The sequence below is a fragment of the Streptomyces sp. NPDC042638 genome, from assembly GCF_040647235.1.
In the GTDB taxonomy this organism is placed as follows: domain Bacteria; phylum Actinomycetota; class Actinomycetes; order Streptomycetales; family Streptomycetaceae; genus Streptomyces; species Streptomyces rameus.
In genome coordinates, this window is record NZ_JBEZBT010000033.1 from 36,617 (window position 1) to 48,721 (window position 12,105).

At 75.0% G+C, this 12,105-nt stretch carries 13 protein-coding genes; 5 read left to right on the forward strand and 8 right to left on the reverse strand.

Features of this window, described 5'->3' with window-relative positions; genetic code table 11:
* Positions 1–15: 15 nt before the first annotated feature.
* Both AB0B40_RS24510 and AB0B40_RS24515 read right to left on the reverse strand, forming a co-directional pair.
* Positions 16–1,164 carry an NAD(P)/FAD-dependent oxidoreductase gene (locus AB0B40_RS24510; protein WP_362265569.1) on the reverse strand — a complete coding sequence of 383 codons (1,149 nt, stop codon included), beginning with the start codon at positions 1,162–1,164 and terminating at the stop codon, positions 16–18.
* Positions 1,161–1,841, reverse strand: a complete 681-nt coding sequence (locus tag AB0B40_RS24515; protein ID WP_362265570.1) for a TetR/AcrR family transcriptional regulator — start codon at positions 1,839–1,841, stop codon at positions 1,161–1,163. The genes AB0B40_RS24510 and AB0B40_RS24515 overlap by 4 nt, the downstream gene beginning before the upstream one ends.
* A 195-nt stretch (positions 1,842–2,036) precedes the next feature.
* On the opposite strand from AB0B40_RS24515, the gene AB0B40_RS24520 reads away from it, so the two are divergent.
* Positions 2,037–3,038 (forward strand): LacI family DNA-binding transcriptional regulator, encoded by a 1,002-nt coding sequence (locus AB0B40_RS24520; protein WP_345049766.1) that lies wholly within the window; start codon positions 2,037–2,039, stop codon positions 3,036–3,038.
* A 39-nt stretch (positions 3,039–3,077) separates the two neighbouring features.
* On the opposite strand, the gene trxA is transcribed toward AB0B40_RS24520, so the two are convergent.
* Positions 3,078–3,455 (reverse strand): thioredoxin, encoded by a 378-nt coding sequence (trxA, locus tag AB0B40_RS24525; RefSeq protein WP_345049769.1) that lies wholly within the window; start codon positions 3,453–3,455, stop codon positions 3,078–3,080.
* A 142-nt stretch (positions 3,456–3,597) separates the two neighbouring features.
* Between trxA and AB0B40_RS24530 the strand changes: the two genes are divergently transcribed.
* On the forward strand, positions 3,598–5,028 hold the full coding sequence (locus tag AB0B40_RS24530) for an NAD(P)/FAD-dependent oxidoreductase (RefSeq protein ID WP_345049772.1): 1,431 nt from the start codon (positions 3,598–3,600) through the stop codon (positions 5,026–5,028).
* Between the two features lie 8 nt (positions 5,029–5,036).
* Here AB0B40_RS24530 and AB0B40_RS24535 read toward each other — a convergent pair whose 3' ends face one another.
* Positions 5,037–5,681: a peptide deformylase gene (locus AB0B40_RS24535; protein WP_345049775.1), complete on the reverse strand. Its 645-nt coding sequence runs from the start codon at positions 5,679–5,681 to the stop codon at positions 5,037–5,039.
* 494 nt (positions 5,682–6,175) lie between these two features.
* Between AB0B40_RS24535 and AB0B40_RS24540 the strand changes: the two genes are divergently transcribed.
* Together AB0B40_RS24540 and AB0B40_RS24545 are read left to right on the forward strand one after the other, a co-directional pair.
* Positions 6,176–6,574: a BlaI/MecI/CopY family transcriptional regulator gene (locus AB0B40_RS24540; RefSeq protein WP_362265574.1), complete on the forward strand. Its 399-nt coding sequence runs from the start codon at positions 6,176–6,178 to the stop codon at positions 6,572–6,574.
* Positions 6,575–6,607: 33 nt separating this feature from the next.
* Positions 6,608–7,510, forward strand: a complete 903-nt coding sequence (locus AB0B40_RS24545) for a M56 family metallopeptidase (RefSeq protein WP_362265576.1) — start codon at positions 6,608–6,610, stop codon at positions 7,508–7,510.
* A gap of 146 nt (positions 7,511–7,656) precedes the next feature.
* Here AB0B40_RS24545 and AB0B40_RS24550 read toward each other — a convergent pair whose 3' ends face one another.
* The 3 genes from AB0B40_RS24550 to AB0B40_RS24560 form a co-directional block, all read right to left on the reverse strand.
* Positions 7,657–8,004, reverse strand: coding sequence for a tetratricopeptide repeat protein (locus tag AB0B40_RS24550; protein WP_362265613.1), 348 nt, complete (start codon positions 8,002–8,004; stop codon positions 7,657–7,659).
* A gap of 93 nt (positions 8,005–8,097) precedes the next feature.
* Positions 8,098–8,904 carry a cytochrome c oxidase assembly protein gene (locus tag AB0B40_RS24555; protein ID WP_362265578.1) on the reverse strand — a complete coding sequence of 269 codons (807 nt, stop codon included), beginning with the start codon at positions 8,902–8,904 and terminating at the stop codon, positions 8,098–8,100.
* A gap of 11 nt (positions 8,905–8,915) precedes the next feature.
* Positions 8,916–9,476 (reverse strand): DUF2243 domain-containing protein, encoded by a 561-nt coding sequence (locus tag AB0B40_RS24560; RefSeq protein WP_362265580.1) that lies wholly within the window; start codon positions 9,474–9,476, stop codon positions 8,916–8,918.
* Positions 9,477–9,781: 305 nt separating this feature from the next.
* On the opposite strand from AB0B40_RS24560, the gene AB0B40_RS24565 reads away from it, so the two are divergent.
* Positions 9,782–10,477: a chaplin gene (locus AB0B40_RS24565; RefSeq protein WP_362265581.1), complete on the forward strand. Its 696-nt coding sequence runs from the start codon at positions 9,782–9,784 to the stop codon at positions 10,475–10,477.
* A 147-nt stretch (positions 10,478–10,624) separates the two neighbouring features.
* Here the strand turns inward: AB0B40_RS24565 and AB0B40_RS24570 are convergent, their stop codons facing one another.
* Complete coding sequence (locus AB0B40_RS24570; RefSeq protein WP_362265615.1) at positions 10,625–11,956, reverse strand: hypothetical protein; 1,332 nt, start codon at positions 11,954–11,956, stop codon at positions 10,625–10,627.
* Positions 11,957–12,105: the final 149 nt, after the last annotated feature.

Below are 12,105 nucleotides of genomic sequence, written 5' to 3' on the forward strand. Positions count from 1 at the left end.
CCGCCCGGTGCCCGGTCAGTCGCCCCGGCCGCTGAACACCTCCACCAGCCCCAGCGGGGCGTCCGCGCCGAACAGCAGGTCCTGGCCGCGGGCGGAGTCGACCGCGGACGCCTGCGCCCGCGGGAACATCCGGGCCTCGTAGGCGGCCAGCGCGGCCTCGGTGTCCCGGGGGCGCGCGGCCAGCGCGAGGCCCAGTTCGGCGCCGTCCAGCAGGGCCAGATTGGCACCCTCGCCCGCGAACGGGGACATCAGATGGGCGGCGTCGCCGAGCAGCGTGACCCCGGGCACCCGGTCCCAGCGGTGGTCCGTCGGCAGTGCGTGGATCCGGCGGGGCACCAGCGCCCCGTCCGCGTCGGCGACCAGCGCCCGCAGCCGCTCGTCCCAGCCGTCGAACTCCTTCAGTACGGCCGCCTTCGCCGTCTCGGTGTCCGTGAAGTCGATGCCGTCCAGCCAGTCCTCCGGCGCCGCCACGGCGGTGTACACGTGCAGGCTGCCGTCGGTCTCGCGGTGGGCGAGGAAGCCGCGGCCCGGACCGAGGGCGAAGAGCATGCCGCCGCCGACCACCTCCGCGCTCACGGGGTGCCGGACGTCCGCGCCGGTCAGGTCCGCCTCCACGAACGACACGCCCGTGTACGCGGGCCGCGCGGCGGACACGAGCGGGCGCACCCGCGACCAGGCGCCGTCCGCGCCGACCAGGACGTCGGTGGTGAACTCCGTGCCGTCCGCGAGCGTCACCCGGTGCCGGCCGCCGCCCAGCGGGCGGGCGTCCGTGACCTTGGCGCCCCACCGGACGGTACCCGCGGGCAGGGAGCCGAGCAGCAGCCCGCGCAGTTCCCCCCGGTCTATCTCGGGGCGGTCGCCGGTGCCGTCGTCGGACTGCGCGAACCGCACGGTGCCCCGCCGGTCGAGGACGCGCACCGCCTGGCCGCCGGTGTGGACGCGCGCGAGGAACTCCTCGTGCAGCCCGGCGGCCCGCAGCGCCTCCTGGCCGGAGTCGTCGTGGATGTCGAGCATGCCGCCCTGCGCCCGGGCGTCCGGCGTCCCGTCCAGATCGAACAGCGCGGCCTCGACGCCGTGCACGTGCAGCACCCGGGCGAGGGTGAGCCCGCCGAGGCCCGCGCCGACGACGGCGACGGGGTGGTGGGGGAGAGGTGCGGTGCTCATGGGGCCTCCTGGCCTTCGGTCGGTACGGCGGTCCGCTCGATGCCGTTGATCAGCGTCCGCAAGGCCCAGGACAGGCGGGCCTCGGGCGTGCCGGACAGCAGCGCGCCGGCGTCGGCGGCGATGTGCGGATGAGTGGTGGCGGGTGCGTCGCGCAGTGCCCGGGCCACCGCCTGCCACTCGCCCGGGGACTCCTCCCCGGCGTGCTCGGCGGCGGTCGCGGTGGCGTGCTGGAGCAGCAGGTCCACGCCCCAAGCGGCCTGGGCGCGCGGTACCCCGCCCGCGGCGAGCAGCCCCAGCAGGGTTTCGATCAGGCGCAGGTAGTGCGGGCCGCTCGGCCGTGCGGTCAGCGCCGAGCGGGCCAGCGACGGGTGCTCCAGGAGCATCGCGGTGTAGCTGGTGAGCACCCGCTCCAGCCGCTCCCGCCAGCCGCCCTCGGCCGGTGCGGGACCGACCGTGCCGAGCAGTTCGTCCAGGACGGCCGCGTGCAGCTCGTCGGTGTTGCGGACGTACACGTACAGCGAGGCGGGGCCGGTGTCGAGCTCCTGCGCGAGCCGTCGCATCGTCACCTTGCGGAGCCCTTCCGTCCGCAGGATCGCGACGGCGGCGGCGACGATGCCCTCCCGGGTGAGGGCGGGCTTGGCGGGGCGCTCCCGGCGGGAGCGGGGGGCAACGGTCATGCCACCACACTAACGAACGTGTTCGTTGCGAACAAGTTCGTGAAGAACGTGTTCGTAAGAACGTGCTCGGAGAGAACGTGTTCGGACAGAACGTGTTCGCTTCAGGGCGTGGAAGCAGGCCGACTTCGTCGAACGATGAACCACGGCGCCCCGCCCGGCCCCGGCCCGCGGCCCTCTGCCAAGATGCGGTCTGTCATGGTGCAGATACCGAACACGCCCACCAGTACCGATGTGGCCCGCCTGGCCGGAGTCTCGCGCGCGACCGTCTCCTACGTGCTCAACAACACCAGCGCGGTACGGATCAGCGAAGCCACACGGCAGCGCGTGCACCAGGCCGCCCGCGAACTGGGCTACGTCCCGCACGCCGCCGCCCGCAGCCTGCGCGCCGGGCACAGCCGTATGGTCCTGATGCCCGCCCCCGCCATCCCGGTGGGCCACCTCTACGGCAGGTTCCTCAGCGAGTTCCAGTGGGCGCTCGGCCGTCTCGACTACACCGTCGTCCAGTACGGCGGTGCGGGCCTTGACGGTGACGAGGCCGCCCGCGCCTGGGCCGAGCTGCGGCCCGTCGCCGTACTGGTGCCCGGCGCGGGCCTCGGCCCGCAGGGCGTCGCCGTCCTCAAGCGCTCCGGCGCCCGGGCCGTGGTCACCGTCGGCCCCGGCCGCGTCGAGGGAGCGCACGCCCTGCTGATGAACCACGACGCCGTGGGCCACTGCGCGGGCGCCCACCTGTACGCCCGGGGGCGCCGACGGGTCGGTGTCGTGCTGCCCGGGGAGCCGGGTCTCCGGGACTACGCACTGCCCCGGCTCGCCGGAGTGCGCGAGGCGCTGCGCGGCACCGACGCCACCGTGACGGAGCTGCCGCTCGCCTACACCGAGGAGGCCGCCGCCGAACTCGCCGCCCGCTGGCGCGCGTCGGCTCTGGACGCGGTGTTCGCCTACAACGACGAGTACGCGATGCTGCTGATGCGCGCCCTGCAGGACGAGGGGATACGCATCCCCGAGGACGTCGCCGTGATCGGCGCCGACGATCTGATGCTCGGCCGGCTGCTGCGGCCCCGGCTCAGCACGGTCCACATCGAACTGCCCTCGGGCCGCGATCTCGCCGAACTGGTCGACCGCGCGGTGCGCGACCCCGGCGGCGAGCCCGAGGTGCACACCGTGCTGGGCGCCTCGGTGGTGCGGCGCGAGTCCAGCTGAGCCGGTCCCGCGCCCGCCGTCACCCGCGGCCCCCGCGCGTCACTGCTGGGTCTGGCCCTCCTGGTCGGCGATGCCCTTGCGCACCTCGTCCATGTCGAGCTCACGGGCCTGCCCGATGAGGTCGGCGAGCACCGGCGCGGGAAGGGCGCCCGGCTGGGAGAAGACCGCGACCTGGTCACGGACGATCATCAGCGTCGGGATCGACGAGATGCCGAAGGCCGAGGCCAGCTCCGGCTGCGCCTCGGTGTCCACCTTGCCGAACACGAGGTCCGGGTTCTCCTCGGCGGCCTTCTCGTAGACGGGGGCGAACTGCCGGCACGGCCCGCACCAGGACGCCCAGAAGTCGATGAGAACGAACTCGTTCTCGGAGACCAGCTGGTCGAAGTTCTCCTTGGTCAACTCCACGGTGCTGCTCATGGCGTGATTCCCTCTTCCTGGTGTGGGGGTGTGCCGAGGACGCAAACACGGCTGCCGGTCCGGCTATTCCACCCGTGCACGCCTTGTGTTCCGCGCGCGTACCCATGTGGCCCCGGAGCACACCACCCACCAGACTGACCCCATGACGGAAACGGAATCCAACGCGTACGACGTCGTGGTGATCGGGGGCGGCCCGGTGGGGGAGAACGTCGCCGACCGTACCCGCGCGGCCGGCCTCACCACCGCGGTCGTGGAGAGCGAACTGCTCGGCGGCGAGTGCTCGTACTGGGCCTGCATGCCCAGCAAGGCCCTGCTCAGGCCGGTCATCGCCCAGGCCGACGCCCGCCGCCTGCCCGGCCTCGCCCAGGCGGTCCGGGGCCCGCTCGACACCCCGGCCGTGCTGGCCCGCCGGGACGACTTCACCTCCCACTGGAAGGACGACGGCCAGGTCGCCTGGCTGGAGGGCACCGGCGCCGACCTGTACCGCGGCCAGGGCCGCCTCGCCGGACCCCGCACGGTCACCGTGACCGCCCCCGACGGCACGGTCACCACCCTCACCGCCCGGCACGCCGTCGTCGTCTCCACCGGCACCCGCGCCCAGCTGCCCGACCTGCCCGGGCTCGCCGACGTCAAGCCCTGGACCAGCCGGGAGGCGACCAGCGCCAAGGCGGCCCCCGGCCGGCTGATCGTCGTCGGCGGCGGTGTCGTCGCCACCGAGATGGCCACCGCCTGGCAGGCCCTCGGCTCCCGGGTCACCCTCCTGGTCCGCGGCAAGGGCCTGCTGAACCGCATGGAGCCGTTCGCCGGGGAACTGGTCGCCGAGGCCCTCGGCGAGGCGGGCGTCGAAGTCCGCACCGGGACCTCCGTGGAGTCCGTCACCCGCGACAACGGCACGGTCGTGGCCGTCACCTCCGCCGGTGACCGCATCGAGGCCGACGAGATCCTCTTCGCCACGGGCCGCGCCCCGCGCACCGAGGACCTCGGCCTGGAGACCGTCGGCCTGGAAGCCGGCTCCTGGCTGGACGTCGACGACAGCCTCCGGGTCACCGGCACCGACTGGCTGTACGCGGTCGGCGACGTCAACCACCGGGCGCTCCTCACCCACCAGGGCAAGTACCAGGCCCGCGTCGCCGGCGCCGCCATCGCCGCCCGCGCCGCCGGCAGCCCCCTCAGGGACGAGCCCTGGGGCGCCCACGCCGCCACCGCCGACCACGACGCCGTACCCCAGGTCGTCTTCACCGACCCGGAGGCCGCCGCGGTCGGACTCTCCCTCGCCGAGGCGGAACAGGCCGGTCACCGCGTGCGCGCCGTCGACGTCGAGTTCTCCTCCGTCGCCGGGGCCGGCCTCTACGGCGAGGGCTACAAGGGCCGCGCCCGCATGGTCGTGGACCTGGAGGACGAGATCGTGCGCGGGGTCACCTTCGTCGGCCCCGGCGTCGGTGAACTCATCCACTCGGCCACCGTCGCGGTGGCGGGCCGCGTCCCCGTCGGCCGGCTGTGGCACGCCGTCCCGTCGTACCCGACGCTGAGCGAGGTGTGGCTGCGGCTGCTGGAGGCGTACCGGGACAACTGAACGGCGCTCTAGGGTAGTTCGAAGCCGAGGGCCTCGGCCGCCGCCTCGGGTGTCGGCCGGCCCCACAGGGCCGCGACCGCCTCGTTGGTCGACAGGGACCGCGGCTCCGCCAAGTCCAGGTACAGCGTGCCGTCGAGGTGGTCCGTCTCGTGCTGCACGATCCGGGCGGGCCAGCCCGCGAACTCCTCGTCCAGCGCGCGGCCGTGCTCGTCCTCGCCGCGCAGCCGCACCTCGGCGTGCCTGGCCACCACCGCCTGCCAGCCCGGCACGCTCAGGCAGCCCTCGAAGAACGCGGCCCGGACCGTGCCGACCGGCTCGTACCGCGGGTTCACCAGCACCCGGAACGGCTGCGGCACCCGGCCCCGGGCCACCGCGATCTCCTCCGGTACCGGCGCCGGATCCTCGATGACCGCGATCCTGAGCGGCACGCCGACCTGCGGCGCGGCCAGCCCCACGCCGGGGGCCGCGTGCATGGTGGCGCGCAGCGCCTCGACGAACCGGGCCAGCAGCGCGGGACCGAGCTGACCGTCGTACGGCTCGGTGCCGCGCCGCAGCACGGGCCGGCCGGCCGCGACGATGGGCAAGGGGCCGCCGGCGGCGAGGAGTTCCTCGACCCGCTCGGTGAGCGGTGCGTCATCACGGGGAGGTGCCATCGCGTCAGCATGCCACGCCCGCCCGCCGCCCCTGTGACACTCGCCCCGCCCACTGGCCACGTGGCCCACGTCCGCCGGCCCCCGGTGCCCGCCGACCTCCCTCGGTGGGCGTCGCCCCGCACACCGGCGTCCCGTTCGGTCCGCCCCGCTGCCGCCCGCGCTCGCCCGCACCCCGCTCTCCGGCCGGCGCTCCCGCCCGGCCCCTCCCACGGGGTGCCCGGGCGGGAGGCGCCGCCTTCCTCCCGCCGTCGGCCCTGGCGGCCGTCGCGGCCGTCGCGGCCCTCCCGGCCCTGGCGGTCGTCGCCGTGGTCGGCCGGTCTGTGCCGCCGCCAGGCATCCAGCCGGCCGGCTTATGTGCCCGCGGGAGGGTGCTCAGCCGGCCGGCGCACGGGCGCGGGCGCCGTGGCCGAGGGGTGTCGGAGGGGTGAAGTAGCGTGGGACGACACGCCGAAGGGGCGGGTCTGAGGCGAGCCGCGGGAGAAGGGGACGGGGCGATGGCGCGGGAAGACGGCCGGGCCCGGCGGCGCGGCCAGGGCGAGCTGGAGGGCCAGGTGCTCGGCGCGCTGCGCGAGGCGGACGGGCCGGTCACCGCGGGCTGGGTGCAGGAACGCCTCGGCGGCGACCTCGCCTACACCACCGTCGTCACCATCCTGACCAGGCTGCTCGCCAAGGACGTCGTCTCCCGTGAGCGGCACGGCCGGTCCTTCCTGTGGACGCCGACGGCCGACGTGGCCCGGCTGGCCGCCCTGCGCATGCGCCGCCTGCTGGACGGCGAACGGGACCGTGAGGCGGTCCTGGCCAGCTTCGTCACCGCCCTGCCGCCCGGTGACGAGCGGGTCCTGCGGGCCCTGCTCGACATCCCGGGCACGGACACCGGCGGTACGGAGGACTGACCGCACGCGGGCGTCTTCGTCTTCCTGCCCCTGGTGCTGCCCCTGTCCGCGTGGCCGGTCGCCCGGCTCGCCGAGACACGGCTGCACCCGCGCACCGCCACCCGGCTGCTGACCGCGGTCGCCGTCGTCATGGCCGGGTGCAGCACGCTGTGCCTGACCCTGCTCATGGTGGCCGGTACCGCGCAACTGCCCGGCGATCCGCTCCCCGACGGCTGGTCCGACCCGCAGGTGCGGGCCGCTCTCCCGTACGACGAGGTGGCCGGCCGGGCCGCCGTCCCCGCCCTCGCCGTGGTCACCGTCGCCTGTGCCCGCACCCTGTGGCGGCACCGCAGGGTCACCCGCGGCGCCCGCCGGGCCCTGGCCGGGGTGCCGGGGCCCACGGTGGCGGTCCTGCCCGACAGCACGCCGTACGCGTACGCGCTCCCCGGTCGCCGGGGCCGGATCGTCGTCACCACGGCGCTGCTGGCCGGTCTCGCCCCCGCCGAGCGGCGCGCCCTGTTCGCCCACGAGCGGGCCCACCTGACCGCCCGGCACCACCGCCACCTGCTCGCCGCGCAGCTGGCCGCCCGTGCCAACCCGTTCCTGCGCCCGCTGCGCACCGCCGTCTTCTACACGGCCGAGCGCTGGGCGGACGAGGAGGCGGCGCGCGCGGTGGGCGACCGGCGTACGGTCGCCCGCGCCATCGGCAAGGCGGCCCTGCTGTCCCCGGGCAGCCCGGTGCCGACCCTGGCAGCGCCGGCCGCGAACGGTCCCGTGCCGCGCCGGGTGGCCGCGCTGCCGGCCCCCGCACCGGCGGCCCGCAGCCGGCCGCCGGCGTTCACCTCGGTCGGCCTGGCCGTCTGGGGCGCCGCCGCCGGGGCCCTGGTGTCCGCGATGTCGTCGGCGAACTCGGCGGTCGCCCTGTTCCTGGTCCTGTACGCGGCGACCCCGCTGTGACCCGCAGGGACGCGGGACGCGAGCGGTACGGCTGCCGAGCCTGCGGGGTGCACGGCCCGACGGTCCCGCGGGCGGTGCCGCCCCGGGGCGGAGACGTGCCGCGGGCCCGGCTCCCGCGACGGGGTACCGGGCCCGGGGCGTACGGCTCACTCCTGGGGGAAGTCACCCGCGAGCGCCGAGGCGATCCGCAGGTGCTGCTCCGCCTCCTCGTGCCGGGCCTGCCGTTGGAGCGTGCGGCCCAGCATGAGCCGGGCGTAGTGCTCCACCGGGTCCCGCTCCACGACGGTCCGCAGCTCGGCTTCGGCGCGGCGCAGCTGGGCCGAGTGGTAGTAGGCGCGGGCCAGCAGCAGCCGGGGTCCGGTCTGCTCCGGCACCTCCTCGACCAGCCGGGCCAGCACCCGTGCCGCACCCGCGTAGTCCTTCGCGTCGAAGAACAGCTGCGCGCGCTCCCAGCGATCGGCGGCCGTGCCCTGGTCGTAGTACGTGGTCTCCACTTGCGTCTCCACTCCTGACCCCCTTCGACCGCCACAACGGAACCCAGTTGTTGAATATTCCACTACCGCCCCCGTGGCCGCCGTTCGCGGTGGTCACCGGACCGGCTGGGCCGCGGCCGCCGGCATCGCCCGGCGTGCGGGGCGCCAGGTGGCGACGAGCGCCGCCGCCAGGAGGAGTTCGGCGATGTCGCCGCCGTAGTACATGATCTCCGCGCCGCCCTGCACCTGGGCGACGGGAGCGTGGATGTCCACCCAGAATCCGCCGTACATCAGCTGCGCGGTGACCGCGTGCACCGCGATGGCACACCCGAGACAGACCAGCCTGGCCCGCACGCCGGGACGGCCCGGGGCGGGGTCGGGTCCGGCGACGGAGTGCGCGAACAGGCACCCCGAGAGCAGGAAGTGCGCGTGCAGCAGCCAGTGCCCGGCCGGATGGCCCATGGAGGCCTCGTAGATCGGGGTGAAATACAGAAGCGGCAGGCTGCCCGCGGACAGCAGCAGGGCGACGGCCGGGTGCGCGAGGAGCCGGGCCGGGCCGCTGTGCAGCACGGCGGTGAGCCGGCGGGCGCCGGTGGCGGGAAGGGTGCGCAGCAGCAGGGTGACCGGGGCGCCGAGCACGAGGGCGAGCGGGGCGTACATCCCGATGAGCATGTGCTGGACCATGTGACCGCGGAAGTCGCGGTGGGCGAAGGGCGCGACCGGGGGCAGCAGTGCCGCCGCCAGCAGGGCGACGCCCGCGCAGAAAGCGACGGTCCGGGAGGGCTGCCAGGCCCGCACCGGATTCCGGCGGCGGGCCTCGCGCGCCAGCAGCAGGTATCCGCCCGCGCACACCAGCAGCACCAGGGCCGGCAGCACGACCCCCGCCGCACCGCCGCTCTCCTGGCGGGGGAGGGGGGACATGTGATGATCCATCAGACGTCGTGCCCGTCTCGGCCGGCCCCGGGCGCCGCCGGGTCGAACGAGCGTCCGCCGCGCTGCAGAAGCCCGCCGCCGGCCGTCAGCAGCGCGCCGAGGACGAGGAAGCCGATGTCCCACCAGACCTGGTACGGGCCGCCGTGGACGTGGTGGATGCCCAGGATGTGATGGTCCAGCACTCCCTCCACGAGGTTGAACAGGCCCCAGCCGGCGAGGATCCATCCCCACAGTACCCGTGAGGCCCACACCCGCCGCCGGTCCGTGGTCACCCGGGCGTACAGAACGGCGAGCCCGGTGAGGACGGCCAGCCAGCAGACGGTGTGGAAGACGCCGTCCCACACGGTGTTCATCCGCAGCCCGGAGACGGTGTGCGGGTCGTAGTACTTCACCCCGATGTGGTCGTGGTCGGTGCTGGTGAGCATGTGGTGCCACTGCAGGAGCTGGTGCAGCAGGATGCCGTCGACGAATCCGCCGAGTCCGACGCCCAGGAGGATCCCGGGCAGTTGCAGACTGGCGGGTGCGGTGTCGGCCCTGCTGCCTCGTACGGTGGTTGCCATCGCTCCTCGTCTCGGTAGTTTCCGGATCGATCGGTTCCGGCAGTGCTGCCCTACCGAGAGGTACCAGTTCCCCGGTTCCGCCGCTGCGGTGCACTCGGCCATCTGTGCGGGCCGGCATGGGCCGCCCGGCGGGCGAAAGTACCCCTCTTGCCGGGCAAAAGGCTGAAAAGCCATAACTTGTTTGGTTTCACATGCGTTTCACGGGGAGCGGGTGAGTGCCCGCGACCGTGTCTGGAAGGGCAGGGAACCCCATGAAACGGGCTACCCGAAACAGTGTGTTCGCCATCGCCGCCGCATCCGGTGCGATGGCAGTCGTGGGTCCGGTGCACGCCGACTCCACCGCGAACGGTTCCGCAGGAGGCTCGCCCGGGCTGATCTCCGGCAACGGCATCCAGTTGCCGGTGCACGTCCCGGTGAGCGTGTGCGGGAACACCGTGAACGTGGTCGGGCTGCTCAACCCGGCGGCGGGCAACCGGTGCGCCAACGTGAGCGACGGCGCCGCCGGGAAGGAAGCGTCCAAGGAGCCGGGCGGCGCCACGACGCACGGCGGGGCCACGACGGAGGGCGGGGCCACGGCGCAGGGCAGCGCACAGAACTCGCCGGGCGTGGTCTCCGGCAACGCGATCCAGCTGCCGGTCCAACTGCCCGTGAACGTCAGCGGCAACAGTGTGAACGTGGTGGGCGTGGGCAACCCCGTCCTCGGCAACGAGTCCGTCAACACGGACGACCACCCCGCCGAGCCGGCCACGCCCCCGGTGAAGTCGACGCCCGTGTCGCCACCGCCGACACGGGTCACGCCTCCTGTGCGCCACCGGCCGCCCGCGACCCGGCCCGCGCCGGAGCCGTCCCCCGTCGTCGTCCGGCACCGCCCGGTCGGCACGCTCGCCCACACCGGCCCGGACGACGCCTGGGCGGCGGCCGCGGGGAGCCTGGCATCGCTGATGGGCGGAACGGTGCTGTACCGCCGCTTCCGCTCACGGGCGGCCGGCCGCGAGGGCTGATCGGCAACGGCACGCGGCGGCCCGGCCGGCCAGGTCTCGAAAAGCGACCACCGGTCGGGCCGCGCGGGGTGACGCGGGGCCGCGCAGCGCGACGCGGGCCGACCCGGGCCGTCGACGCGGCTCGGCCCCCGTGAACGGCGGCGCCGCTCACCACCCGGTGAGCAGAAGGTGGTTCAGCAGCAGCGCCAGCGTCACCTGTGCGGCGAGCCAGGCTCGCGGTCGTGGCAGGAAAGCGCAGGCCGGGAGCAGCCACATCGCGAACGGCAGCCAGATGCGCTCCGTCTCCGCCTTGCTCATCCCGGACAGGTCCGCGGCCAGCAGGGCGAGCAGCGCCGCCGCCACGAGCAGGGCGAGCCGGGCATCGGCCGGGGGAGCCGCGCTGCGGCGGGCGAGGACCGCGCCCGCCCGCCGCAGCCCCGCCGCCGTGGCCAGGCCGGTGATCAGCACCGTGCAGGCCAGGTTGGCCCACACCCAGTAGCCGTAGGGACGGATGCCGCCGACGCCCTGGTAGTAGCGGGTGACCAGCAGCCGGTACCCCTCCCACCAGTCGAACCCGGCGAGCGTGAACGCCACCGGGACGACCGCCGCCCCGGCCAGGAACAGGACGGGCAGCACCGGTCGTTCGCGGACCCGGCGCCGTCCGAGCACCAGCACCGTCGCCCCGATCAGCGCGAAGAGCGTCAGGCCGTACGAGAGGTAGCAGGTCAGGCCGAACAGCAGCCCGCCGCCCGCGGCCCAGGCCACCGACCGCGCGGTGACCGCGAGGGCCAGCAGCGCCATGGACCAGGCGGCGACCGCCGCGAAGTACCCGTCGGCCGAGGCCCCGACCCACACGGCGGCCGGGGCCGCCACCAGGAACGGCGCCGCCCGCCGGGCCAGACCCTCGTCGGCCAGCGCCCGCACGGCCACCAGCACCGCCACGCAGGCGGTCGCCCCCACGGTGATGCACCAGGCACCGGCCCAGCCGCCGCCGCGCAGACCGATCCGGTCCAGGAGCACGAACGTGACGGTGGCCGCCGGCGGGTGTCCGGCGACATGCGCGGGCCAGGGGTCGGGGGTGCCGATCACGATGTGGTGGGTGAAGTCGCGCAGGGTGCCCGGGATGTCGTGGAAGCGGCCGACGACGGTGAGGTACTCGTTGCGGTTGGTGAGCCGGCCGGCCACGCCCCGCTGCCAGCCGTCGACCAGCGCGAGGGACCACGTCCAGGCCAGCGCCGTCGCCCAGGCGGCGAGCAGCAGGCGCCGCCACGGCAGCCGTGCGGCGGCGGACGGCCCGTAGGCCACCACGGCGACCGCCACCAGCACGGCGGCCGGTGTGCCCGGGCCCAGGTGCGGCTCCCACTCGGCCAGCACCGGTGCCCAGTGGACGAACAGGGTGCGGTAGGTGTCCTGGAGGTGCCGGCCGACGAGCACGGCGGCGAGGACGAGGAGGACGGCCGCCGAGGCGGCACTGAGATCGGCATATCGACTACGGGGGATCACACCGGAACGCTAGGTCGGCGACCGGGCGAAAGAACGGATCAGCGGCCCCACGTCAGACTTTCGTCATGGGTCGCCCCCTCTCCCGGGCGCGCCCGGGAGCGACCGCCGTGGGGCGGCCGGTTCCCGGACCGCGGCCCGGCGGACCG

What these genes read in the sequence shown, in the direction of transcription:
- AB0B40_RS24510 (WP_362265569.1), bottom strand. Translation starts at nt 1,164, where the DNA reads ATGAGCACCGCACCTCTCCCCCACCACCCCGTCGCCGTCGTCGGCGCG.
- AB0B40_RS24515 (WP_362265570.1), bottom strand. Translation starts at nt 1,841, where the DNA reads ATGACCGTTGCCCCCCGCTCCCGCCGGGAGCGCCCCGCCAAGCCCGCC.
- AB0B40_RS24520 (WP_345049766.1), top strand. Translation starts at nt 2,037, where the DNA reads ATGGTGCAGATACCGAACACGCCCACCAGTACCGATGTGGCCCGCCTG.
- trxA (WP_345049769.1), bottom strand. Translation starts at nt 3,455, where the DNA reads ATGAGCAGCACCGTGGAGTTGACCAAGGAGAACTTCGACCAGCTGGTC.
- AB0B40_RS24530 (WP_345049772.1), top strand. Translation starts at nt 3,598, where the DNA reads ATGACGGAAACGGAATCCAACGCGTACGACGTCGTGGTGATCGGGGGC.
- AB0B40_RS24535 (WP_345049775.1), bottom strand. Translation starts at nt 5,681, where the DNA reads ATGGCACCTCCCCGTGATGACGCACCGCTCACCGAGCGGGTCGAGGAA.
- AB0B40_RS24540 (WP_362265574.1), top strand. Translation starts at nt 6,176, where the DNA reads ATGGCGCGGGAAGACGGCCGGGCCCGGCGGCGCGGCCAGGGCGAGCTG.
- AB0B40_RS24555 (WP_362265578.1), bottom strand. Translation starts at nt 8,904, where the DNA reads ATGTCCCCCCTCCCCCGCCAGGAGAGCGGCGGTGCGGCGGGGGTCGTG.
- AB0B40_RS24560 (WP_362265580.1), bottom strand. Translation starts at nt 9,476, where the DNA reads ATGGCAACCACCGTACGAGGCAGCAGGGCCGACACCGCACCCGCCAGT.
- AB0B40_RS24565 (WP_362265581.1), top strand. Translation starts at nt 9,782, where the DNA reads ATGGCAGTCGTGGGTCCGGTGCACGCCGACTCCACCGCGAACGGTTCC.